Here is a 23831-nt window from a genome sequence, read left to right on the forward strand (position 1 = left end):
GAACACCTGCTGCTGGCCATATTGGACAATGAGGCTGCCGCCACCGTATTGCGTGCCTGCGGCGCAAACCTCGACAAACTCAAGCACGACCTGCAGGAGTTCATCGACTCCACCACGCCACTGATCCCCGTCCATGACGAAGATCGCGAAACCCAGCCAACATTGGGTTTCCAGCGTGTACTGCAACGTGCTGTCTTTCATGTGCAGAGCTCGGGCAAACGCGAAGTAACCGGCGCCAACGTGCTGGTTGCAATCTTCAGTGAGCAAGAGAGTCAGGCCGTATTCCTGCTGAAACAGCAGAGCGTTGCGCGCATTGATGTCGTCAATTACATCGCCCACGGCATTTCCAAAGTGCCAGGGCACGGCGATCACTCTGAAGGTGAACAAGATATGCAGGACGACGAGGGCGGTGAGTCTTCTTCTTCAGGCAATCCGCTGGATGCTTATGCCAGCAATCTCAACGAACTCGCACGCCAGGGTCGGATCGATCCGCTGGTCGGCCGTGAGATGGAAGTCGAGCGTGTCGCGCAGATTCTCGCGCGCCGGCGCAAGAACAATCCGTTGCTGGTCGGCGAGGCTGGTGTAGGTAAAACCGCGATTGCCGAAGGCCTGGCCAAGCGTATTGTCGACAACCAGGTGCCGGATCTGCTGGCCAATAGCGTCGTCTATTCGCTCGACCTCGGTGCGCTGCTCGCAGGCACCAAGTATCGCGGTGATTTCGAGAAGCGCTTCAAGGCGTTGCTCAATGAACTGAAAAAACGTCCGCAGGCGATCCTGTTCATCGACGAAATCCACACCATCATCGGTGCGGGTGCTGCGTCCGGTGGCGTGATGGATGCCTCGAACCTGCTCAAGCCGCTGCTGTCGTCTGGCGACATTCGCTGCATCGGCTCGACCACGTTCCAGGAATTCCGTGGCATCTTCGAGAAGGATCGTGCGCTGGCACGACGCTTCCAGAAGGTCGATGTCGTCGAGCCGTCGGTGGAAGACACCATCGGTATCCTGCGCGGCCTGAAAGGGCGTTTCGAACAGCACCACAACATCGAATACAGCGATGAGTCGTTGCGCGCCGCTGCCGAGCTGGCATCGCGCTACATCAATGACCGGCATATGCCGGACAAGGCCATCGACGTAATCGACGAAGCGGGTGCCTACCAGCGCCTGCAACCGGTCGAGATGCGCGTCAAACGCATCGAAGTGCCGCAGGTTGAAGACATCGTGGCGAAGATCGCGCGGATTCCGCCGAAACACGTCACCAGCTCCGACAAGGAACTGCTGCGCAACCTGGAGCGTGACCTGAAGCTGACGGTATTTGGCCAGGATGCGGCGATCGATTCGCTGTCGACCGCGATCAAACTGTCCCGTGCCGGCCTCAAGTCGCCTGACAAGCCAGTCGGCTCGTTCCTGTTCGCCGGTCCTACCGGTGTCGGTAAAACCGAGGCCGCGCGGCAGCTGGCCAAGGCGTTGGGTATCGAACTGGTGCGCTTCGACATGTCCGAGTACATGGAGCGCCACACCGTATCGCGTCTGATCGGTGCGCCTCCGGGCTATGTCGGCTTTGATCAGGGCGGTCTGTTGACCGAAGCGATCACCAAGCAACCGCACTGCGTATTGCTGCTCGATGAAATCGAGAAGGCGCATCCGGAAGTCTTCAACCTGCTGTTGCAGGTGATGGACCACGGCACGCTCACCGACAACAACGGGCGCAAGGCGGATTTCCGCAATGTGATCGTGATAATGACCACCAACGCCGGTGCCGAAACCGCGGCGCGTGCTTCGATCGGTTTCACCCATCAGGACCACTCGTCTGATGCGATGGAAGTGATCAAGAAGAGCTTCACGCCGGAGTTCCGTAACCGTCTGGACACCATTATCCAGTTTGGTCGCCTCAGCCATGAGGTCATCAAAAGCGTGGTGGACAAGTTCCTTACCGAACTGCAGGCGCAGCTTGAAGACAAGCGTGTGTTGCTGGAGGTTACCGATGCGGCGCGCAGTTGGCTGGCGGCCGGTGGTTACGATTCGGCGATGGGCGCACGTCCGATGGCGCGTCTGATCCAGGACAAGATCAAGCGTCCGCTGGCGGAGGAGATTCTGTTTGGCGAGCTGGCCGAGCATGGCGGTGTGGTGCACATCGACATCAAGGATGGTGAGTTGACGTTTGACTTCGAGACTACGGCGGAGATGGCCTGACGACTTGGTTGTTGGTTTGGAAGGCGCCTTCGGGCGCCTTTTTGTTGGCTGATGTTTTTGGGTGTATATCCGTTGCTGCGGTTATGGCTGCTTAGGGTTCCGCCCTTACGGCGGGTCACTTTTTCCAGACGCCGAAAAAGTAACCAAAAAGGCTTTACCCTGACGTTCGGCCCTCGCTTAGGCTCGGGTTCCTTCGCTGCGGGATTCATCCGGGGGGCAGCGCCTACGGTTTGCTTCGCTGCACCTCCTCTCGCTGTGTTTGGCTGCGCCAAACGGTCGCTGCGCTCCCACCCCCGGATAAACCCCTCCACTCAGCCTGCCGACGGGCCTTGAGATCAAAAGCGATACTCGAGCTAACGCTCATCGTGTTGAGTGGGGCGGCTTTGCCGCATGGGGAGCACGCAATCTGGACTGTAGGAGCCAGCTTGCTGGCGATGGCGGCCTACGAGCCGTCCGATCTCTGACTCAATTCACTCAGTCCAAATGTGGGAGCTGGCTTGCCAGCGATGGCGGCCTGACAGCCGACCAATCTCTATCTGAATAAACCCAATCCCCTGTAGGAACTGCCGAAGGCTGTGATCTTTTGATCTGCTCTGGCTTTGGCTCTTGATGTGGCTTTTGATCTTCAGCCCCTTCGGCAGGCCGAGCGAAGGTGTCCATCAGGGGGTTAGGCGCGCAGCGCCATGCGGCGAAGCCGCATACATCGAGAGGAGGTGCAGCGAAGCAAACCGTAGGCGATGCCCCCGGATGGACACCGTAGCGAGGGAACACTGAGCCTAAGCGAAGTGCCGTACGCCGGGGCAAAGCCTTTTGGGTTACCTTTTCGGCGTCTGGAAAAGGTGACTCGCTGTAAGAGCGAAACCATAGGAGGCCGTTACCGCAGCAACGGATATACACCCAAAACCCAAACTCAAACCCAAACCCAAATCGCAGACAAACAAAAACGCCCGGCATAAACCGGGCGTTCTGTATTGACTTGATTAACGAGCGCGGTAAGTGATGCGCCCTTTGCTCAAGTCATAGGGCGTCAGCTCGACGCGCACTTTGTCACCGGTAAGAATGCGAATGTAGTTCTTGCGCATCTTGCCGGAGATATGCGCGGTTACGACGTGCCCATTTTCCAACTCCACACGAAACATGGTGTTGGGCAGGGTGTCGACGACAGTGCCTTCCATTTCGAAGCTGTCTTCTTTCGACATGCAGTAAAGCCCTCGGTGTCCAATGAATGGCCCGGTGCAACTGCGCCAGGCAAAAGCGGCGTGCATTGTGCCCGAAAAAGGGGGTTCAAGCCAAGGGGTTTACGGCTTGCGATCAGTTCAGGATCACCCAGCGCTGATTAATCAGCAATTCGATGGGGCGATATTGGGTCTTGTAGTTCATCTTTTTGCAGTTCTTGATCCAGTAACCGAGATACACCGCCTCTAGCCCCAGGCGCTGGCTTTCGGTGATTTGCCACAGGATTGCGAAACGACCCAGGCTGCGGCGCTCTTCGTCAGGTTCGTAGAAGGTATAGACCGCTGACAAGCCATTGGGCAGCAGATCGGTCACCGCGACGGCGAGTAACCGTCCGTCGAGACGAAATTCATAAAAGCGCGAGAAGGGCAGATCGCGCACCAGAAAGGTCGAGAACTGGTCACGACTTGGCGGGTACATGTCGCCGTCGGCATGGCGCTGCTCGATGTAGCGCTGGTACAGGTCGAAATATTCTTCGCTGAAGTGCGGTTTTACCGGGCGTACCTGCAGATCGGCGTTGCGTTTGAAAATGCGTTTCTGCTGGCGGTTTGGGCTGAACTGCGACACCGGGATGCGCGCAGGCACGCACGCATTGCAATTCTGGCAATGGGGCCGATACAGATGATCGCCGCTGCGACGAAAACCCATTTCCGACAGGTCTGCGTAGACGTGCACATCCATGGGCTGACTCGGGTCGAGAAACAGCGTCGTCGCCTGCTCCTCGGGCAGATAACTGCAGGAATGAGGCTGAGTGGCATAAAACTTCAAACGCGCCAACTCGGTCATGATCAACCCTCGGGATAAGCTGGTGAATTAAGTGTAAGCCACGCGCGCAAAAGTCGCTCAGCAAACCCAGGTGGCACGACTGGGTTGATCCAGGTGGCGAGCCAGATAGTCGGCGAATTCCTGGCGGGGGATCGCCCGGGCGCCGAGGCTGTGCAGATGATCGGTCGGCATCTGGCAGTCAATCAGGACGAATCCGGCATCTTTCAGATGCTGAACCAGCGTGGCAAAGCCATATTTCGAGGCGTTGTCGGCGCGGCTGAACATCGATTCGCCGAAAAACAGCTGACCCATCGCCAGGCCATACAGGCCGCCGACCAGTTGGCCCTGATCCCAGACCTCGACCGAGTGGGCGAAACCGCGGCGGTGCAGTTCGAGGTAGGCGTCCTGCATGGCTTCGGTGATCCATGTGCCGTCGGCGTAGTCCCGTGGTGCGGCGCAGGCACGAATCACGGCGTCGAAATCCTGATCGAAGGTCACCTGGTAGCGTTGCTTGCGCAGCAGTTTGCCGAGGCTGCGCGAGACATGCAGTTCGTCGGGAAACAGCACGGTGCGTGGATCCGGCGACCACCAGAGGATCGGCTGACCTTCGGAAAACCATGGAAAACAGCCGTGCCGGTAGGCCTGCACCAGACGATCGGCGGACAGGTCGCCACCGGCAGCCAGTAATCCATTGGGATCGCGCATGGCCTTATCCAGGGGCGGGAAAGTCAGGGAATTGCGTTGTAACCAAGTCAGCATGGCGTCCAGGCTTGCAGAAGGGGAGGGCGGTGCGGGCGCGAGGCCCGCGCTAAAGTGTGCCGTTAAATGACAGGAATGTCGTCCAGATACTTCTCCGCGTCCAGTGCCGCCATGCAACCGGCGCCGGCCGAGGTCACGGCTTGGCGGTAGACGTGGTCGGCCACATCGCCGGCAGCGAAGACGCCGGGAATCTCGGTGGAGGTGGCGTCGCCGTCGCTACCGCTTTTCACCTGCAGATAGCCATCGCGCATCGGCAATTGGCCCTGAAACAGGTCGGTGTTGGGTTTGTGGCCGATGGCGATGAACACGCCGGCCAGTGCCAGTTCGCGGGTCTGCCCGGTGTGGCTGTCGCGCAGACGGGCGCCGGTCACGCCGCTGGCGTCGCCCAGTATTTCGTCGAGATTCTGGTTCCAGTGCAGGCGAACGTTGCCATTGTCGGCTTTTTCGAACAGCTTGTCCTGGAGAATTTTCTCCGAGCGCAATTTGTCGCGTCGGTGAATCAGATGCACCTCTCTGGCGATGTTCGACAGGTACAGCGCCTCCTCGACCGCGGTGTTGCCGCCACCCACCACGGCGACCACCTGATTGCGATAGAAGAAACCGTCACAGGTCGCGCAAGCCGAAACCCCTTTGCCGGCGAACGCTTCTTCCGAGGGCAGGCCCAGATACTGCGCCGAAGCGCCGGTGGCGATAATCAGCGCATCGCAGGTGTAAGTGCCGCTGTCGCCGATAAGCTCGAACGGGCGCTGCTGCAACTTGGCGGTGTGGATGTGGTCGTAAACGATCTCTGTGGCAAAGCGCTCGGCGTGTTTTTGCATGCGCTCCATCAGCGCCGGACCGGTCAGTCCTTCGACGTCGCCAGGCCAGTTGTCGACTTCGACGGTGGTGGTGAGCTGGCCACCCGCCTGCAGCCCGGTTATCACCACCGGTTTGAGGTTGGCGCGGGCGGCGTACACGGCGGCGCTGTAACCGGCAGGGCCGGAGCCGAGAATGATCAGGCGTGAATGCTTCGCTGCGTTCATCAATTACACCTCATAAGCCTTTGTCACAAAAGACAATGCATGCTCAAATTGAACCGCAGGATTTGTGCGCTTGGCTATGCTCAGCTATGGGTTTGAAGCATGGCATCAGCCGCACAAACCCGTACAATGCCGGGCTGTTACAGAATATTTGTAGAGCGCTGTGTTTATGGCTGTGTTTATAAAAGCTGCGGCACAGTGTTAAAAGTAGTCTCAGATGCGCCGGTTCACTTTTTTACCTGCCTGGATTGGGCAGTTTTTTATCGTCATTCAATAGATGGACGCGCCCCGGGCGCAGGAAAAGAAGCGTTTTGAAGAAATCCACCGCAGCACCAAAAACAGTCGTTCCGCTCTGGCGCCAGCAATTGCACTACCGGCTCAAGGAAGGTGCATTGATCGCCATCGGTGCCTTGTGCCTGTTCCTGATGATGGCCTTGCTGACCTACGGCAAGGATGATCCCGGCTGGAGCCACAACAGCAAGATCGACGACGTGCAGAACTTCGGCGGCCCGGCCGGTTCCTACAGCGCCGACATCCTGTTCATGGTGCTGGGTTACTTCGCGTACATCTTCCCGTTGCTGCTGGCGGTCAAGGCCTATCAGATCTTCCGTCAACGTCACGAGCCGTGGCAGTGGAGCGGCTGGCTGTTCTCATGGCGCCTGATCGGTCTGGTGTTCCTGGTGCTGTCGGGCGCCGCGCTGGCGCATATTCATTTTCATGCCGCTACCGGTCTGCCGGCGGGTGCGGGCGGGGCGCTGGGCGAAAGTCTCGGTGACCTGGCGCGAAACGCGCTGAATATCCAGGGCAGCACGCTGTTGTTCATTGCGCTGTTCCTGTTCGGTCTGACCGTGTTTACCGATCTGTCGTGGTTCAAGGTGATGGACGTCACCGGCAAGATCACCCTGGACCTGTTCGAATTGTTCCAGGGCGCGGTCAACCGCTGGTGGTCGGCGCGTACCGAGCGCAAGCAACTGGTTGCGCAACTGCGTGAAGTCGATGACCGCGTCCACGATGTGGTGGCGCCGACCGTCACCGACAAGCGTGAACAGGCCAAGGTCAAAGAGCGCCTGATCGAGCGTGAGCAGGCCCTGAGCAAGCACATGTCCGATCGCGAGAAGCAGGTGCCGCCGGTCATTGCCCCGGCTCCGGTCAAGGCGCCAGAACCAAGCAAGCGCGTGCAGAAAGAGAAGCAGGCGCCGTTGTTCGTCGACAGCGCCGTGGAAGGCACCTTGCCGCCGATCTCGATTCTCGATCCTGCGGAAAAGAAACAACTCAATTATTCGCCGGAATCCCTGGCTGCGGTCGGCCACTTGCTGGAGATCAAGCTCAAGGAGTTCGGCGTCGAAGTCACCGTGGACTCGATTCATCCTGGCCCGGTGATTACCCGTTACGAAATCCAGCCTGCCGCCGGCGTCAAAGTCAGCCGTATCGCCAACCTGGCGAAAGACCTTGCACGTTCGCTGGCCGTGACCAGTGTGCGGGTGGTCGAGGTGATTCCGGGCAAGACCACGGTCGGTATCGAGATTCCCAACGAAGACCGGCAGATCGTGCGTTTCTCCGAAGTGCTGTCGACCCCCGAGTACGACAACTTCAAGTCGCCGGTCACCTTGGCCCTGGGCCACGACATTGGTGGCAAACCGGTCATCACCGACCTGGCGAAGATGCCGCACCTGCTGGTGGCTGGTACCACCGGTTCCGGTAAGTCGGTGGGCGTGAACGCGATGATCCTGTCGATCCTGTTCAAGTCCGGCCCGGACGACGCCAAGCTGATCATGATCGACCCGAAAATGCTCGAGCTGTCGATCTACGAAGGCATTCCGCACCTGCTGTGCCCGGTCGTGACTGACATGAAAGACGCGGCCAACGCCCTGCGCTGGAGCGTTGCCGAGATGGAACGTCGCTACAAGCTGATGGCGAAGATGGGCGTGCGTAACCTGTCCGGCTTCAACGCCAAGGTCAAGGAAGCGCAGGATGCCGGCGAGCCGTTGAGCGATCCGCTGTACAAGCGCGAAAGCATTCACGACGAAGCGCCGCTGCTGCAGAAGCTGCCGACCATCGTCGTGGTGGTCGACGAATTCGCCGACATGATGATGATCGTCGGCAAGAAGGTTGAAGAACTGATCGCCCGTATCGCACAGAAAGCGCGTGCCGCCGGTATTCACTTGATCCTCGCGACCCAGCGGCCATCGGTGGACGTGATCACCGGTCTGATCAAGGCCAACATTCCGACACGCATGGCGTTCCAGGTGTCGAGCAAGATCGACTCGCGGACCATCATCGATCAGGGCGGCGCCGAGCAACTGCTCGGTCACGGTGACATGCTCTACATGCCACCGGGCACCAGCCTGCCGATCCGGGTGCACGGCGCGTTCGTTTCCGACGATGAAGTACACCGCGTGGTGGAAGCCTGGAAACTGCGTGGCGCACCGGAATACAACGATGACATCCTCAACGGTGTCGAAGAGGCGGGCAGCGGCTTTGAAGGCAGCAGCGGTGGCGGCGACGGTGATGATCCGGAGACCGACGCGCTGTATGACGAAGCCGTGCAGTTCGTCCTGGAAAGCCGCCGGGCGTCGATTTCCGCGGTACAGCGCAAGCTGAAGATCGGTTACAACCGCGCTGCGCGCATGATCGAAGCCATGGAAATGGCTGGCGTGGTGACGGCGATGAACACCAACGGTTCGCGTGAAGTACTGGCCCCGGGCCCGATGCGCGACTGATTCGGCCGCTCCGATTTGTAACAAAGGATGGCGCAATGACGCGCCGTCCCTTCCCACAAGTATTCAAGAGGACTCCCATGCGTCTTATCCGCATGCTGTTGCCAGTACTGGCGCTGACCACACTCACGGCCCACGCCGATGACAAGGACGTGGCGCGTCTGACCCAACTGCTCGAAACATCTAAAACCCTGACCGCGAACTTCTCGCAGCTGACCCTCGATGGCAGCGGCACGCAGTTGCAGGAAACCCGTGGCGACATGGTTCTGCAGCGTCCGGGCCTGTTCTACTGGCATACCGAAGCGCCGAATGAGCAGACCATGGTCTCCGACGGCAAGAAAGTCACCCTGTGGGACCCGGACCTGGAACAAGCCACCATCAAGAAGCTCGACGAGCGTCTGACCCAGACCCCGGCGCTGCTGCTGTCCGGTGACGTGTCGAAGATCAGCCAGAGCTTCGAGATCAGCGCGAAAGAGGCGGGCGGCGTGATCGACTTCACTCTCAAGCCGAAGACCAAGGACACCCTGTTCGACAGCCTGCGCCTGTCGTTCCGCAACGGCCTGGTCAATGACATGCAGCTGATCGACAGCGTTGGTCAGCGCACCAACATCCTGTTCACCGGGGTCAAGGCCAACGAAGCGGTGTCGGCGTCGAAGTTCAAGTTCGACATCCCCAAGGGTGCTGACGTCATTCAGGAATAAAACCCTGGATCCCGGGTCGGGCTCTTGTGGCTTGGAGCTTTTGTGGCGAGGGGATTTATCCCCGATGGGCTGCAAAGCAGCCCTAAAAAAGGTGACTGCTGCGGGCCCATCGGGGATAAATCCCCTCACCACAGGGTCACCAACAGGTGTTCCAACAGGCTTAAGACAATCAGAGGTTTCAACGCTACGTGATGGATCTGTTTCGCAGTGCACCGATTGCCCAGCCACTGGCCGCGCGTTTGCGCGCGACCAATCTGGATGAGTATGTCGGTCAGGAGCACGTGCTCGCTCGCGGCAAGCCTCTGCGTGAGGCGCTGGAGCAAGGTGCCCTGCATTCGATGATCTTCTGGGGCCCGCCGGGTGTGGGCAAGACCACCCTGGCGCGGTTGCTCGCGGAAGTCTCGGACGCGCACTTCGAAACGGTCTCGGCGGTGCTTGCCGGGGTCAAGGAGATCCGTCAGGCCGTTGAAATCGCCAAGCAGCAGGCCGGGCAGTACGGCAAGCGCACGATCCTGTTCGTCGATGAAGTGCACCGCTTCAACAAATCGCAGCAGGATGCCTTCCTGCCGTACGTCGAGGACGGTACGCTGATTTTCATCGGCGCCACCACCGAAAACCCTTCGTTCGAATTGAACAACGCGCTGCTGTCACGGGCCCGCGTCTATGTGCTGAAAAGCCTCGACGAAACGGCGCTGCGCAAACTGGTGCACCGCGCGCTCACCGAAGAGCGCGGGCTGGGCAAGCGCAACCTGACCCTCAGCGATGAAGGCTTCCAGATGCTGCTGTCGGCCGCCGATGGCGATGGCCGGCGCCTGCTCAATCTGCTGGAAAACGCCTCGGACCTGGCCGAAGACAACAGCGAGATGGGCACCGAGTTGCTGCAAAGCCTGCTCGGCGATACCCGGCGGCGCTTCGACAAGGGCGGCGAAGCGTTCTACGACCAGATCTCCGCGCTGCACAAATCGGTACGCGGCTCCAACCCCGACGGCGCGCTGTACTGGTTCGCGCGGATGATCGACGGCGGCTGCGATCCGTTGTACCTGGCGCGGCGCGTGGTGCGCATGGCCAGCGAAGACATTGGCAACGCCGACCCGCGCGCCCTGAGCCTGTGCCTGGCGGCGTGGGAAGTGCAGGAGCGCCTCGGCAGCCCGGAAGGCGAGTTGGCGGTGGCTCAGGCCATCACCTATCTGGCCTGCGCACCAAAAAGCAACGCGGTGTACATGGGTTTCAAGACTGCACTGCGCGCCGCTGCCGAGTACGGTTCGCTGGAAGTGCCGCTGCACTTGCGCAATGCACCGACCAAGCTGATGAAGCAATTGGGTTATGGCGACGAATACCGCTATGCCCACGACGAACCGGATGCCTATGCCGCCGGCGAAGATTATTTCCCGGAAGAGCTTGAGCCGATCCCGTTCTATCAACCGGTGCCCCGTGGCCTGGAATTGAAGATCGGCGAGAAGCTCAACCACCTCGCGCAACTCGACCGTTTAAGCCCAAGACAGCGGAGAAAATAGTGCTTCCATTGATCGTTGCGGTCTCCGTCGGCGGGATTGCCGGCACGCTGTTGCGCTTCGCCACCGGCAATTGGGTCAGTGCCAATTGGCCGCGGCACTTCTATACCGCGACGCTGGCCGTTAATATCGTGGGCTGTCTGCTGATTGGCGTGTTGTACGGCCTGTTTTTGATACGCCCGGAGGTGCCGATCGAGGTGCGCGCCGGGTTGATGGTCGGCTTCCTCGGGGGGCTGACGACTTTTTCATCCTTTTCACTGGATACGGTGCGCCTGCTGGAAAGCGGGCAAGTGCCGCTGGCCCTGGGCTATGCGGCGATCAGCGTATTCGGCGGGCTGCTCGCGACGTGGGCCGGCCTGTCCTTGACCAAACTTTGATAACGAGAAACCGACATGCTCGATTCCAAACTGTTACGTAGCAACCTTCAGGACGTAGCGGACCGCCTGGCTTCCCGTGGCTTTGCCCTGGATACCGCGCGCATCGAAGCGCTGGAAGAACAGCGCAAGACCGTCCAGACCCGCACCGAAGCACTGCAGGCTGAGCGTAACGCGCGTTCCAAATCCATCGGTCAGGCCAAGCAGCGCGGCGAAGACATCGCGCCGCTGATGGCGGACGTCGAGCGCATGGCGGGCGAGCTGAGTGCCGGTAAAGTCGAGCTGGACGCGATCCAGACCGAGCTGGACTCGATCCTGCTGGGTATCCCCAACCTGCCGCACGAATCGGTACCGGTCGGCAAGGACGAAGACGACAACGTTGAAGTGCGCCGCTGGGGCACGCCGACGCAGTTCGATTTCGAAGTGAAAGACCACGTTGCGCTGGGCGAGAAGTTCGGCTGGCTGGATTTCGAAACCGCGGCCAAGCTGTCCGGCGCACGTTTCGCCCTGCTGCGCGGCCCGATTGCCCGTCTGCACCGCGCACTGGCGCAGTTCATGATCAACCTGCACGTCAACGAGCATGGCTACGAAGAGGCTTACACGCCTTATCTGGTTCAGGCCCCGGCGCTGCAAGGCACCGGTCAGCTGCCGAAGTTCGAAGAAGACCTGTTCAAGATCGCTCGCGAAGGCGAAGCCGATCTGTACCTGATCCCGACCGCCGAAGTGTCGCTGACCAACATTGTGGCCGGTGAAATCGTCGACTCGAAACTGCTGCCGATCAAGTTCGTCGCGCACACCCCGTGCTTCCGCAGCGAAGCCGGTGCGTCGGGTCGCGACACCCGCGGCATGATCCGTCAGCACCAGTTCGACAAGGTTGAAATGGTCCAGATCGTCGAGCCGTCGACTTCGATGGAAGCGCTGGAAGGCCTGACTGCCAACGCCGAAAAAGTCCTGCAACTGCTGGGTCTGCCTTACCGCACCCTGGCGCTGTGCACTGGCGACATGGGCTTCAGCGCCGTCAAGACCTATGACCTGGAAGTGTGGATTCCGAGCCAGGACAAATACCGCGAAATTTCCTCGTGCTCCAACTGCGGCGATTTCCAGGCCCGTCGTATGCAAGCGCGTTTCCGCAACCCGGAAACCGGCAAGCCTGAGCTGGTGCACACCCTCAACGGTTCCGGTCTGGCTGTCGGTCGTACCCTGGTTGCCGTGCTGGAAAACTACCAGCAGGCCGACGGTTCGATCCGCGTGCCGGACGTGCTGAAGCCGTACATGGGTGGCCTTGAGGTCATCGGCTAAATGAAATATCTGCCGCTGTTTCACAACCTGCGCGGCAGTCGTGTGTTGGTTGTCGGTGGGGGGGAAATTGCCTTGCGCAAATCCCGCCTGCTGGCCGATGCCGGTGCGCTGCTGCGGGTGGTCGCACCTGAAATCGAAGCGCAACTGCGCGAACTGGTCAGCGCCAGCGGTGGCGAATGTCTGCTGCGTGGTTACGTGGAAACGGACCTGGACGGTTGCGGGCTGATCATCGCCGCTACCGACGATGAAACGCTCAACGCTCAGGTCTCCAGCGATGCCCATCGGCGTTGCGTGCCGGTCAATGTGGTCGATGCGCCGCATCTGTGCAGCGTGATCTTCCCGGCGATCGTCGACCGTTCGCCGCTGATCATTGCGGTGTCCAGCGGTGGCGATGCGCCGGTGCTGGCGCGGCTGATTCGCGCCAAGATCGAAACCTGGATTCCTTCGACCTACGGCCAGTTGGCCGGTCTTGCCGCGCGTTTCCGCAATCAGGTGAAAAACCTGTTTCCGGACGTGCAGCAGCGCCGTGGTTTCTGGGAAGACGTGTTTCAGGGCCCGATTGCCGATCGACAACTGGCCGGGCAGGGCACTGAAGCCGAGCGTCTGTTGCAGGCCAAGATCGATGGCGAGGCGACCGTTACCACTGGTGAGGTGTATCTGGTGGGCGCGGGACCCGGTGATCCGGACCTGCTGACCTTCCGCGCCTTGCGCCTGATGCAGCAAGCCGATGTGGTGCTGTACGACCGTTTGGTCGCGCCGGCGATTCTTGAGTTGTGCCGTCGCGATGCCGAACGCATTTACGTCGGCAAGCGTCGCGCCGATCATGCGGTGCCGCAGGATCAGATCAACCAGCAATTGGTGGATCTGGCCAAGGCCGGCAAACGCGTGGTGCGCTTGAAGGGCGGTGATCCATTCATCTTCGGTCGCGGCGGTGAAGAGATCGAAGAGCTGGCGGCTCACGGCATTCCGTTCCAGGTGGTGCCGGGGATCACGGCGGCCAGCGGTTGCGCGGCGTATGCCGGGATTCCGCTGACCCATCGCGATTATGCGCAGTCGGTGCGCTTCGTCACCGGTCACCTGAAGGACGGGTCCACCGATCTGCCGTGGGCCGACCTCGTCGCCCCGGCGCAGACGCTGGTGTTCTATATGGGACTGGTGGGCTTGCCGGTGATCTGCGAGCAGTTGATCAAGCACGGTCGCAGCGCGGACACCCCGGCGGCGTTGATTCAGCAGGGCACCACGGTCAATCAGCGGGTCTTCACGGGTACGCTGGCCGATTTGCCGCGTCTGGTGGCGGAGCATGAAGTGCATGCGCCGACATTGGTGATCGTCGGTGAAGTGGTGCAACTGCGCGAGAAACTGGCGTGGTTTGAAGGGGCTCAGGCGCAGGTCTGAAAATCGAGTTGACCCCTATCGCTGGCAAGCCAGCTCCCACAGGTTTTTGTGTTGAAACTGCAATCTTCAGCATCACCAAAATCCCTGTGGGAGCTGGCTTGCCAGCGATGGGGCCCCAAAAAAACAATAAAAATCTCAGCCCCTGCGCCAGACTCCTTTGCCAGCCAAACGTGCCCGATCATGCGCCCCGCTGAAATCCTGCTTCGGCCCTTTCGGCACAATCCCCGTCGGATTGATGGTCTTGTGGCTACCGTAGTAGTGATTCTTTATGTGCTGAAAATCTACCGTCTCGGCAATCCCCGGCCACTGATACAGCTCACGCAGCCAGTTCGACAGGTTCGGATAATCGGCGATCCGCCGCAGATTGCACTTGAAGTGCCCGTGGTACACCGCATCGAAACGAATCATCGTGGTGAACAGGCGCACATCGGCTTCGGTCAGGTACTCGCCAGTCAAGTAGCGGTTGGCGTCCAGCACCCGCTCCAGATGATCCAGCTCTGCAAACACCTCATCGAACGCCTCTTCATAAGCCTGTTGCGAGGTGGCGAAGCCGGCGCGATACACGCCGTTGTTCACCGCCGGATAAATCCGCTCGTTCAATGCATCGATCTCACCGCGTAATGGCGCCGGGTAGAAGTCCAGCTCGTTACCGGTCAGGCCATCGAAGGCGCTGTTGAACATGCGGATGATTTCCGCCGATTCATTGCTGACGATGCGCTTGAGCTTCTTGTCCCACAGCACCGGCACGGTGACGCGGCCGGTGTAGTCCCGCGCGTCGGCGGTGTAGCGCTGATGCATGAAGTCGAAGTGGTCGAGCTTATCGCCAGTCGAGCCAAGCGCCTTGTCGAAGGTCCAGCCGTTTTCCAGCATCAGCCAGCTGACCACGGACACATCGATCAGGCTTTCCAGGCCTTTGAGCTTGCGCAGGATCAGCGTGCGGTGCGCCCAAGGGCAGGCGAGCGACACATACAGGTGATAGCGCCCGGCTTCGGCGGCAAAACCGCCTTCACCGCTCGGCCCAGGCTGGCCGTCAGTGGTGACCCAGTTACGGCGTTGCGCCTGTTCGCGCTGGAACGCGCCGTCCTTGCTGCTTTCGTACCACTTGTCCTGCCAGTGGCCATCGACGAGTAAACCCATGATCAAGACTCCTGATTCCAATAAGCGTTGGAGCCGAGTCTATTCCGATGAGTTCGAACAAAAAGCGCAAAGATCGGGCGTCTATGATCGGTTAAATCGATTTGTTGCGCGCCGCCCAGTATTGCTCGGCGGTTGCGAACGCTTGCTCGCGGCTTTGTCCGAGGCCACGCAAGGCCAGGGCCATGGTCGAGATCAGGGCCATTTGCGGATAGCTGTCGACCACCTCGCCACGCCACACCGCCTTGAGATGTTCAACGTCCAGCGTGGCTGGTTTGACGTGGCGCTGGTCCGACAGTTGCGGCCATTCCTCGTCCCAGCTCGCGCCGCCCGTGGTGCCATAGAGGTGGCTGTCGGCATCCGGGTTGATCTCGATCTCGCCGCCGTCACCCTTGACCACGATTGCGGTGTCGCCGAGCAGACCGCTGGCCTCGCGATGCACCGCTTGATAGCCCGGGTGGAAAATGCTCTGCAGGCCACAACGAGCGCGCAGCGGATTGAGGATGCGTGCCAGCGAATGGATCGGCGAGCGCAGGCCCATGGTGTTGCGCAGGTCGATCATCTTCTGCAACTGCGGCGCCCAGTCCATCAGCGGCATGAACGCCAGACCGCCGTGGTCCAGCGCGCTGCCGACCTGCTGCCAGGTGCGGCACAGCGGGATGTTCAGCTCGCCAAGCAATTGTTCGGTGTACAGACGTCCGGCGGTATGCGCGCCGCCGCCGTGCATGAAGATTCGCACGCCGTTTTGCGCCAGGCACTTGGCCGACAGCAGATACCACGGCAGATGACGTTTCTTGCCGGCGTAGGTCGGCCAGTCCAGATCGACGTTCAGCGTTGGTGCCTGCAAGCGCTCGCGCAAGGCTTCGGTGAAACCGGCCATTTCCTCGGCGCTTTCTTCCTTGTGCCGCAGCAGCATCAGAAAGGCCCCGAGCTGGGTGTCTTCGACCTTGTCGTCGAGCACCATGCCCATGGCTTCCCGGGCTTCTTCACGGGTCAGGTCGCGGGCGCCGCGTTTGCCCTTGCCGAGGATCCGCACGAATTGGGCGAACGGGTGCTCGGCGGGCGTTTCGAGGGTCAGCGCTGGAAAGTCGGTCATAAGCAATTCGTCGGTTTGGGCAGGCCCGCCAGTTTCGCGGCGAGTTTGGCAGGGGTGCCTTTGAACAGTCGGTTCAGGTGCAGGCTGTTGCCCTTGTCCGGGCCGAGTTTGAGTGCGGTGTACTTGATCAGCGGACGCGTGGCCGGCGACAGCTGGAATTCTGCATAAAAGCTGCGCAGCAGTTCGAGGACTTCCCAGTGTTCCGCAGTCAGGTCGATATCTTCAGCAGCGGCGAGGGCGCTGGCAACGTCTTGGGACCAGTCGTCGAGGTCGACCAGAAAGCCGTCCTTGTCCAGTTCGATGGCGCGGGCGCCGACAGTCATCGAGTTCATAGCCAACTGTTGACCTTGTCGTGGTGGATCGACAGTTCGACGAACGCCGGGTAATCGATGGCTTCAGCCCAGTCGGGAGCAACGATGGCGCGGGCCAGCAGGTCTTCGGCGAGGGCGAACAGCTTGACTCGGCGTGCGTTCAACGTAGCGAATGGCGCAGTGCCCGGTTGCAGGGCGTAGACCGCATCGCCGGATAACAGCAACGCGTCAGCAGCGCCGATCACGCGCAGGCAACTGCTCAGGCGCTCGTCGCCGAACGGGGAATGAGACAACACATGCAAAGTCGACATCAGAGGGTGATCACCTGGTCGTAACGGTCAATGAGGGCGGTGATTTCGCTGGCGCCGAGTGGCTGCGCTTCGTCCAGCGACAGCGTGCTCAGGCCACGGGCGCTGGCGCTGTCGGTGCAGTAGAACAGTTCTTCAACGCCGAACATCGGCAGCGCCTGCAGGTTGGCGCTGAGGTCTTTCTGTTGCAGGGCCTTGGCGTTCTGCCCGGCGGCCAGTTGCAACACGCCGTCATCGAGAAACAGCAGGCCGATCGGCAGATCGAACGCGCCGCCGGCGAGGACGATGTCCAGCGCTTCGCGGGCGCCGGGGCCGGACCACGGCGACTGGCGGCTGATGATCAACAGGGATTTGGCCATCTCACGCGCCTCCGAAACAGATCAGTCGATCGGCGTCCTGCACCGCATCGTGCAACTGGCCGAGGCCGGACAATTCCCACGGCGCGCTGACCACGACCGCCTCACGCTGGTAGCGCCTGGCTTCTTCGTCATTCAGTGCGCCACGGCGCAAGGCGGCGGCGATGCACACGACGCCGTCCAGTTGCTGCTCGCTGATGAATGCGCGCCACTGTTTGGGCAGGTCCAGTTCGTCCTGCGGCGTGACCACCGCATCGGAGGCGTTGTACACGCCGTCCTGATAGAAAAACAGCCGGACAATCTCATGCCCACCAGCCAGCGCGGCCTGAGCGAACAGCAGGGCGCGGCGCGAGGAGGGCGCATGGGCGGCGGAAAACAGCGCGATGGCGAACTTCATGACGGACTCGATCAGCAAAACTGCGGCCATGATAAAGCTTTATCGAGGCAGCCGCGAAACCCAAGTTGCACACACCGATTTCTGCTGCTATCGGTCATAGGGGGCGAATCCATGCAGGAGCTGCGGCACGCTGCGATCTGTTGATCTTTACAAGCTGGATCAAGAGATCGCAGCCTCGTTTCACTCGACAGCTCCTACAGGGGATTTGAGTGAGACCTCGATCAACGGGGCATATAGCCGAGTTGCCAGCGACGCGGAATGCTCAAGGTCAGTACACCCAGAACCGCCGCCAGCAAGCCGCTGGCGAACAATGCCCGAAGCCCGAAATGCTGTTCCAGCATTGCGCCGAGAATCGCGCCGATGAACATCCCGCTCCACGGCACCAACTGCACCCGCCAGCCGTTCCGCCGTTCGCCGAGCATCCAGCGCCCCAGTCCACGGCCGAACCGCGACAGCGCTCCGGTCACGTAGGTCAGGCCCACCGGCAGACCGTTCACTTCCTCGACCGCCGCATTGAGCATGCCCATCGCGATGATCGCCGCCAGCAGCGCCGGCAGTTGCGTGTCATATGGCCAGGCGGCCGCCAGGCAGAGCAGGGTGGCGATGCACAGCAACAAGGGCAATGTGCGCCGCCCACCGAGGCGCCCGATCACGATCCCCAAGGCATTACCGATCACGAAGGTGATGACGAGGATGATCAGGCGCAAGGTCAGTCCGAGGTCGCCGTCACTGATCGCCACCGCCAGTCGCGTGGTGTTGCCGCTCATGAACGAAACGAAATCGCCGCTGGCCATGAAGCCGATCGCGTCGGTCATGCCGGCCAGTACTGACAGGCTGGCCACCAGCGCCAGACCGATGCGCCCGCGCCATTTCTGCCGGTGCAGATGCCCGGAAGTGGCGCGGTGAGTCGAAGTGGAGGGCAGCATCGGCGACGATATCCTTCAGCGGCGGTTACGGTTCCAACCCATACAGATCGCAGTAATCCGCCCAGCTCATATGCGCCATTTCCGCCACCTCGCGGTGCACCTCCATGCGCTGGGCCTGATAGTCCTCGGGCGTTGCCGCCGTAAGAAGCAAGGTCAGTTCCCAGGCAAACAGGCCTTGATTCTCCGCTTCGGCCTCGAAGGCTTCGTGCAAGCGTTCTTCACGATACTGTGCCGGGGTTTCGCCCTTGGCCTGGGCCAGCAGCGGATTGAGATGATCGAGGGTTTCGCGCAATTCGGGGCGTGCGTCGAGAAACAGTTTCAGGGCTTGTTCATGTCGCTGGTCGGTGGGCGCCATGTAGGTTCCTTGTGAGGCTGATGACCCTAGGGTGCCGGAGCGGCCGGTGCGTGTCGCGCTATAAATGCAGTAAAGCAGAACGATTTTGCCTGTTGCGGTGATACAGTCCGCTTTTTTCTGAATGAGCGAATGCAATGCGAATTCTGATGGTAGCGCTGGCCGCGAGCGTGCTGGCCGGCTGCGCGGGTTCGGTGATGGACGATTCTCGCACCAAAGCCCCGTACAAGGTTCTGACCTCGGACAAGCCGGAGAAAGTCGTGGCTCAGTGCGTGCAATTCGCCTGGCAGGACGAAGCGGTGTTTGGTGTGGATGCCGGGGCGTACCTGCAACCGGGCAAGAAGGGCGGCTCGACCGTGTACACGCGTTCGGCGGAGTCGTTTGTCGATGTGACCAGCGATGCGTCGGGCACGGTGCTCAATTACTACGCGCAGAAAGATGATTTTGTTGCCAAGCGCCGATTGGCGGGGTTGGCGACCTGTCTCTGATCATGCGCTGAGGCGGCTGCCGCCATCGCCAGCAGGCTGGCTCCCACACTGGATTTGTGTTCGCCACCGATCCTGTAGGAGTGAGCCTGCTCGCGATAGGGCCAGTGAATTCAACCGATCAAGCGCTTTTGGAAATAATGCCGACTATGCCCCGGCGGGTAGTCGACAATCTCGCCAAACTGCGTGAATCCCAACTTCTTGTAAAACTCCGGCGCCTGAAAATCGAAGGTGTCCAGCCAGATTCCCATGCAGTTCTTTTCTCTGGCCAGATTTTCCGCCATGGCCATCAATTCCGAACCGATGCGTTGCCCGCGACCCTGTTCCGGGACGCACAGCAATTCAATGTACATCCAGGTAAAAATCACCCGGCCATACAACCCACCGAGAATTGCGTCGTGCTCATCGCGCACCAGCAGGGCGAAGGGCTCCGACTTGGAGCCGCCGGTCTGGGCGTCGTTATAGGCAATCAAAGGCTCGAGAATGGCCTTGCGTTGCTCTTCCGTGGGGTTCTGCGACAACTCGATTCGCAACGTCATGGGCGACTTCCTTGTGAGGTGAACCGCCAGCCTATCCTGCCCGGGGAGCGTCTTCCAAGTACATCCTCAACCCTTTGGAACCGTCGCTGATGCGCCGGGGTCTAGCTTTTACAGCGTCATTTCGAACGCGGTTGATGAGGAACCTCCATGAACATTTTCGAAGCCCTTCGCGAAAGCCACGACCGCCAGCGCAATTACGCCAAAGCCCTGGTCGAAACCAGCGGTGACACCCCGGAGCGGGTTGAAGCCTACAAACAGTTGAAAGCCGAGCTGCAGGCCCACGAAACCGCTGAAGAACGCCACTTCTACATCCCGTTGATGGAGTTCGACAATGGTGTCGACCTCAGTCGCCATGCCATCTCCGAGCACCATGAAATGGACGAGATGATGGAAGAACTGGACGAGACCGAGATGTCCAGCCCGGCCTGGCTGGCCACCGCGAAAAAACTGTCGGACAAGGTCCACCACCATCTGAAGGAAGAAGAGCAGAAGTTCTTCCAGATGGCCGGCAAGCTGCTCAACGAAAAGCAGAAAGAGCAACTCGCAGGACAATACGAAAAGGAATACCAGGCACAACTGGAGTGAGGGGATGATTGCAGGTTTTTGCTGTGCCGGCGTGTAGGCCTTTAGCCATGCGTCAGGTGGGCGTTGTCGCAATTGACTGTATATTCATCCAGTATTTTCGGCGTTTTCCGCTTGGGACGCCGATTGACTGCGACAAAACCGCCGATGGACAAAAAAACCACCTCCGTTAGCTTGAAGGCCTCTCCTCGGACAGGAGAGTTCTTAAATCAACGGAGTGAAAAACATGAACCAACCACAAGCTCAAACCCAACTGCGACACGGTCGCGTCACCTCTCCAGCCAGCCGCGGTGCGGTAGCCATCGAGCAAGGATTGCTCGGTGCCTGGCAGGTCAACGAAATGGAAGGCGGCAAGAACTTCCCGGCGCTGACGGCAGGGCCTTTTCCTGCGCCGTATGGCAGCGACAGTGACAGCGTCACGCCGCCTGCCGACGGTTACATCCTCAGCGGTGGCAAGACCGATGCCCGTGACTGCGTGAACTTCACCGACGAGGAAATGAGCAAAAAGCTCAACCGTCCGTTCAGCTGGCCACTGCTCAGTGTCACCCCGGGCCAGACGCTGGAAGTGAAATGGGAATACACCGCGCCGCACACCACCCGCGGCTACCGCTGGATGATCACCAAGGATGGCTGGGATCCGAAGCAACGTATTTCCCGTGCGCAGCTCGAAGCGCAGCCTTTCGCCGAAGACTTCTACACTCAGGTGCCGTATTACAGCTATCCGGGTGAACTGAAGGCCAAGGTCAATCATTCGGTGAAATTGCCGGCCAACAAAAAGGGCCGTCACGTCATCGTGCTGATGTGGATCGTCGCCAACACCGGTAACGCGTTCTATCAGGCGTTCGACGTCGACTTCAAATAACGGCGTTACGCTCAACCCACAGGTTCTGAAGGATTAGAACATGTCAAATATCGACTTCACACTCGTGCAAAACCAGGCGGCTGACGCGGCTTCGCTGATGCCGAGCATCGCCGGCAAAAAAATACTCATGGGCTTCTGGCACAACTGGCCGGCGGGTCAGAGTGACGGCTACCGTCAGGGCCGTTTCGCCGAAATCGCTCTGGAAGCGGTGCCCAAAGAGTACAACGTGGTCGCGGTGGCGTTCATGAAGGGCAGCGGAATTCCGACCTTCAAGCCCTACAACGTCTCCGATGCCGAGTTCCGGCGTCAGGTCGGCGTGCTCAACAGCCAGGGGCGGGCGGTGCTGCTGTCCCTGGGTGGCGCCGACGCGCACATCGAGTTGCGGGCCGGACAGGAGCAACCACTGGCCAATGAAATCATCCGTCTGGTGGAAACCTACGGCTTCGACGGGCTGGACATCGATCTTGAACAGAGCGCGATTGATTTCGCTGCCAACAAGACCGTGCTGCCGGCTGCACTGAAACTGGTCAAGGATCACTACGCAGGCCAGGGCAAGCACTTCATCATCAGCATGGCCCCGGAGTTTCCGTACCTGACCACCAACGGCAAATACGTCGGTTACCTGCAGGCACTGGAAGGCTATTACGACTTCATCGCGCCGCAGTTCTACAACCAGGGCGGCGACGGGGTCTGGGTGCCGGAAGCCAATAATGGCAATGGTGCATGGATCGCGCAGAACAACGATGCGCTGAAAGAGGACTTCCTCTATTACCTGACCGAAAGTCTGGTGACCGGCACCCGGGGTTTCAGCAAAATCCCGGCGGACAAATTCGTCATCGGCCTGCCGGCCAACGTCGATGCGGCCGCCACCGGTTATGTGATCGACAGCACCGCGGTGGGCAATGCGCTCAAGCGTCTGGCGATCAAAGGGCTGCCGATCAAGGGCCTGATGACCTGGTCGGTGAACTGGGACAACGGCGTCAGCAAGGATCGCGTGCCGTACAACTGGGAGTTCAGCCGGCGTTATGGGCCGCTGATTCATTGCGCCCGAACAGCGGAGCAGGAAACGGACGACGCGTTGTCGCGCCTCGCCCGTTAACCGCAAATAAAGAAGCCCGGTAGCGCTGCCGGGCTTTTTTTGTGGGCGCGATTAATCGACTATGGGCGTTTTCCGATGACACAAGGATCAGGCGTCATGACCAAGACAGCCGAGCGGGTCAACATTGTCGACACTGAGGTGTTGTCCCACGACTGGTACCTGTTGAAGAAGATCACCTTCGACTACCTGCGCAATAACGGCGACTGGCAGCGGCAGACCCGCGAGGTCTACGACCGTGGCAATGGGGCGGCGATCCTGTTGTTCAACCGCGAAAAACGCACGGTGGTGTTGACCCGCCAATTCCGTTTGCCGGTGTTCGTCAACGGTCACGATGGATTGCTGATCGAAGTAGCGGCCGGGTTGCTGGAAGGTGCTGCACCGGAACAGCGGATTCGCGACGAGGCCGAAGAAGAAACCGGCTACCGCGTGCACGACGTGAAGAAGGTATTCGAGGCTTACATGAGCCCCGGTTCGGTGACCGAGAAACTGCACTTCTTCATCGCCGAGTACGACGCGAAGTCGAAGGTCAGTGAGGGCGGTGGCCTGGAAGAAGAAACCGAAGAACTGGAAGTGCTCGAGTGGGGCTTCGATGAAGCACTGGCGGCGTTCCAGCGTGGCGAGATCTGCGATGCCAAGACCATCATGCTGTTGCAGTACGCGGCGATGAATAACCTTTTCAACACCTGATTCAGCGTCAATCCATTGTGGCGAGGGAGCTTGCTCCCGCTGGGCTGCGCAGCGGCCCCAGGTTTTTGCCAGTGCTACGCACTGGAGCGGGAGCAAGCTCCCTCGCCACACGATGGCATTTGCAGGGTTAAAACAGGTCGCCTGTTCTACCGACATCAGACCATTCACCACCCTCCAGTACCAGCAACCGCTCTTTGGCCTCAAGCCCACCCGCAAACCCGGTCAATTTCCCCGACGCACCAATCACCCGATGACACGGCGCGACAATCGAAATCGGGTTGCGCCCATTCGCTGCACCCACGGCGCGCACGGCGGTGGGATTGCCGATCTGCTCGGCGATCTGGCTGTAAGTACGGGTTTCGCCAAACGGAATGGTCAGCAGCGCCGCCCAGACCTTTTTCTGAAAATCGGTGCCGACGAAATCCAGCTCCAGGTCGAAGCGATCACGCTTGCCGGCAAAATATTCTTCAAGCTGCTGCGCGGTTCGCTGCAGCAAAGGATTGTCCGGCGCTTCGCTCATCGGACCGAGGCGCACCCGGCCCGGTTTGTCGTTTTCCCAGAGGATGGCCGCCAGTCGCAAGCCGTTAGCGACCAGCTTCAATTCGCCGACCGGTGAGGGCAGGGTGATGAACGTGTAGGACATGGGCAAAACTCCGGGGCGGCGGGACAGCGGCACTCAGCATACTGCCTGAGCGGGGAGGCGCAAATCGTAATAGCGACCATACTGCTAGGTG

At 60.1% G+C, this 23831-nt stretch carries 25 protein-coding genes and 1 pseudogene; 12 read left to right on the forward strand and 14 right to left on the reverse strand.

Features of this window, described 5'->3' with window-relative positions; genetic code table 11:
• Positions 1 to 2190, forward strand: a 2190-nt coding sequence (gene clpA, locus ACIP8I_RS24695) for an ATP-dependent Clp protease ATP-binding subunit ClpA (RefSeq protein ID WP_400764513.1), incomplete at its 5' end; no start/stop codon positions are given.
• 980 nt (positions 2191 to 3170) lie between these two features.
• On the opposite strand, the gene infA is transcribed toward clpA, so the two are convergent.
• The 4 genes from infA to trxB form a co-directional block, all read right to left on the reverse strand.
• On the reverse strand, positions 3171 to 3389 hold the full coding sequence (gene infA, locus ACIP8I_RS24700) for a translation initiation factor IF-1 (protein ID WP_002553999.1): 219 nt from the start codon (positions 3387 to 3389) through the stop codon (positions 3171 to 3173).
• Positions 3390 to 3501: 112 nt separating this feature from the next.
• A complete protein-coding gene (locus tag ACIP8I_RS24705; protein WP_400764515.1) occupies positions 3502 to 4209 on the reverse strand; it encodes an arginyltransferase in 708 nt (235 codons plus the stop codon).
• Positions 4210 to 4266: 57 nt separating this feature from the next.
• Positions 4267 to 4947, reverse strand: a complete 681-nt coding sequence (gene aat, locus ACIP8I_RS24710; RefSeq protein ID WP_045122183.1) for a leucyl/phenylalanyl-tRNA--protein transferase — start codon at positions 4945 to 4947, stop codon at positions 4267 to 4269.
• Positions 4948 to 5009: 62 nt separating this feature from the next.
• Complete coding sequence (gene trxB, locus ACIP8I_RS24715) at positions 5010 to 5969, reverse strand: thioredoxin-disulfide reductase (protein WP_400764517.1); 960 nt, start codon at positions 5967 to 5969, stop codon at positions 5010 to 5012.
• A 308-nt stretch (positions 5970 to 6277) separates the two neighbouring features.
• On the opposite strand from trxB, the gene ACIP8I_RS24720 reads away from it, so the two are divergent.
• From ACIP8I_RS24720 to cysG, 6 genes are all read left to right on the forward strand, one after another.
• A complete protein-coding gene (locus tag ACIP8I_RS24720; RefSeq protein ID WP_400764519.1) occupies positions 6278 to 8686 on the forward strand; it encodes a DNA translocase FtsK in 2409 nt (802 codons plus the stop codon).
• A gap of 77 nt (positions 8687 to 8763) precedes the next feature.
• Positions 8764 to 9384, forward strand: a complete 621-nt coding sequence (lolA, locus tag ACIP8I_RS24725) for an outer membrane lipoprotein chaperone LolA (RefSeq protein ID WP_047601668.1) — start codon at positions 8764 to 8766, stop codon at positions 9382 to 9384.
• Positions 9385 to 9575: 191 nt separating this feature from the next.
• The gene (locus ACIP8I_RS24730) at positions 9576 to 10898 is read left to right on the forward strand and encodes a replication-associated recombination protein A (protein WP_003223849.1); all 1323 of its coding nucleotides are present in this window, start codon (positions 9576 to 9578) and stop codon (positions 10896 to 10898) included.
• Positions 10898 to 11272, forward strand: coding sequence for a fluoride efflux transporter CrcB (crcB, locus tag ACIP8I_RS24735; protein ID WP_007966609.1), 375 nt, complete (start codon positions 10898 to 10900; stop codon positions 11270 to 11272). Before ACIP8I_RS24730 ends, crcB begins: the two co-directional genes overlap by 1 nt.
• Before the next feature lie 15 nt (positions 11273 to 11287).
• On the forward strand, positions 11288 to 12568 hold the full coding sequence (serS, locus tag ACIP8I_RS24740; protein WP_003223852.1) for a serine--tRNA ligase: 1281 nt from the start codon (positions 11288 to 11290) through the stop codon (positions 12566 to 12568).
• Positions 12569 to 13963 carry a siroheme synthase CysG gene (cysG, locus tag ACIP8I_RS24745; protein WP_400764522.1) on the forward strand — a complete coding sequence of 465 codons (1395 nt, stop codon included), beginning with the start codon at positions 12569 to 12571 and terminating at the stop codon, positions 13961 to 13963.
• 135 nt (positions 13964 to 14098) lie between these two features.
• Here the strand turns inward: cysG and ACIP8I_RS24750 are convergent, their stop codons facing one another.
• The 8 genes from ACIP8I_RS24750 to ACIP8I_RS24785 all read right to left on the reverse strand — a co-directional run bounded on the left by ACIP8I_RS24750 (position 14099) and on the right by ACIP8I_RS24785 (position 18846).
• Positions 14099 to 15100, reverse strand: a complete 1002-nt coding sequence (locus tag ACIP8I_RS24750) for a glutathione S-transferase family protein (protein WP_400764523.1) — start codon at positions 15098 to 15100, stop codon at positions 14099 to 14101.
• Between the two features lie 91 nt (positions 15101 to 15191).
• Positions 15192 to 16193 carry a glycosyl transferase family protein gene (locus tag ACIP8I_RS24755; RefSeq protein ID WP_400764524.1) on the reverse strand — a complete coding sequence of 334 codons (1002 nt, stop codon included), beginning with the start codon at positions 16191 to 16193 and terminating at the stop codon, positions 15192 to 15194.
• The gene (locus ACIP8I_RS24760; RefSeq protein WP_400764526.1) at positions 16190 to 16525 is read right to left on the reverse strand and encodes a TusE/DsrC/DsvC family sulfur relay protein; all 336 of its coding nucleotides are present in this window, start codon (positions 16523 to 16525) and stop codon (positions 16190 to 16192) included. Before ACIP8I_RS24760 ends, ACIP8I_RS24755 begins: the two co-directional genes overlap by 4 nt.
• The gene (tusB, locus tag ACIP8I_RS24765) at positions 16522 to 16815 is read right to left on the reverse strand and encodes a sulfurtransferase complex subunit TusB (RefSeq protein ID WP_007966599.1); all 294 of its coding nucleotides are present in this window, start codon (positions 16813 to 16815) and stop codon (positions 16522 to 16524) included. The genes ACIP8I_RS24760 and tusB overlap by 4 nt, the downstream gene beginning before the upstream one ends.
• Positions 16815 to 17171 (reverse strand): sulfurtransferase complex subunit TusC, encoded by a 357-nt coding sequence (gene tusC / locus ACIP8I_RS24770; protein ID WP_047295096.1) that lies wholly within the window; start codon positions 17169 to 17171, stop codon positions 16815 to 16817. The genes tusB and tusC overlap by 1 nt, the downstream gene beginning before the upstream one ends.
• 1 nt (position 17172) lies before the next feature.
• Positions 17173 to 17565 (reverse strand): sulfurtransferase complex subunit TusD, encoded by a 393-nt coding sequence (tusD, locus tag ACIP8I_RS24775; protein ID WP_400764529.1) that lies wholly within the window; start codon positions 17563 to 17565, stop codon positions 17173 to 17175.
• 221 nt (positions 17566 to 17786) lie between these two features.
• Positions 17787 to 18491 (reverse strand): YoaK family protein, encoded by a 705-nt coding sequence (locus tag ACIP8I_RS24780; protein WP_400764530.1) that lies wholly within the window; start codon positions 18489 to 18491, stop codon positions 17787 to 17789.
• Between the two features lie 25 nt (positions 18492 to 18516).
• Positions 18517 to 18846, reverse strand: a complete 330-nt coding sequence (locus ACIP8I_RS24785; RefSeq protein WP_007966592.1) for a DUF6388 family protein — start codon at positions 18844 to 18846, stop codon at positions 18517 to 18519.
• Between the two features lie 134 nt (positions 18847 to 18980).
• On the opposite strand from ACIP8I_RS24785, the gene ACIP8I_RS24790 reads away from it, so the two are divergent.
• Entirely contained in the window at positions 18981 to 19331 is a 351-nt protein-coding gene (locus tag ACIP8I_RS24790; RefSeq protein WP_007966590.1) for a hypothetical protein, read from the forward strand.
• Between the two features lie 110 nt (positions 19332 to 19441).
• On the opposite strand, the gene ACIP8I_RS24795 is transcribed toward ACIP8I_RS24790, so the two are convergent.
• A complete protein-coding gene (locus tag ACIP8I_RS24795) occupies positions 19442 to 19867 on the reverse strand; it encodes a GNAT family N-acetyltransferase (RefSeq protein WP_400764532.1) in 426 nt (141 codons plus the stop codon).
• Positions 19868 to 20014: 147 nt separating this feature from the next.
• Here ACIP8I_RS24795 and ACIP8I_RS24800 point away from each other — a divergent pair, with 147 nt between their 5' ends.
• The 4 genes and pseudogenes from ACIP8I_RS24800 (at position 20015) to ACIP8I_RS24815 (ending at position 23097) form a co-directional block, all read left to right on the forward strand.
• Positions 20015 to 20452 carry a hemerythrin domain-containing protein gene (locus tag ACIP8I_RS24800; protein ID WP_108590489.1) on the forward strand — a complete coding sequence of 146 codons (438 nt, stop codon included), beginning with the start codon at positions 20015 to 20017 and terminating at the stop codon, positions 20450 to 20452.
• Between the two features lie 223 nt (positions 20453 to 20675).
• On the forward strand, positions 20676 to 21311 hold the full coding sequence (locus tag ACIP8I_RS24805; protein WP_400764534.1) for a lytic polysaccharide monooxygenase auxiliary activity family 9 protein: 636 nt from the start codon (positions 20676 to 20678) through the stop codon (positions 21309 to 21311).
• Between the two features lie 40 nt (positions 21312 to 21351).
• Positions 21352 to 22374: pseudogene (locus tag ACIP8I_RS24810) on the forward strand (chitinase); the annotation flags it as partial.
• Between the two features lie 132 nt (positions 22375 to 22506).
• Entirely contained in the window at positions 22507 to 23097 is a 591-nt protein-coding gene (locus tag ACIP8I_RS24815; protein ID WP_367084951.1) for an NUDIX domain-containing protein, read from the forward strand.
• A 127-nt stretch (positions 23098 to 23224) separates the two neighbouring features.
• Here ACIP8I_RS24815 and ACIP8I_RS24820 read toward each other — a convergent pair whose 3' ends face one another.
• Positions 23225 to 23740 (reverse strand): methylated-DNA--[protein]-cysteine S-methyltransferase, encoded by a 516-nt coding sequence (locus tag ACIP8I_RS24820; protein WP_400764535.1) that lies wholly within the window; start codon positions 23738 to 23740, stop codon positions 23225 to 23227.
• Positions 23741 to 23831: the final 91 nt, after the last annotated feature.

The sequence above is a fragment of the Pseudomonas sp. NPDC088414 genome (assembly GCF_044753325.1).
Classification (GTDB): Bacteria; Pseudomonadota; Gammaproteobacteria; order Pseudomonadales; family Pseudomonadaceae; genus Aquipseudomonas.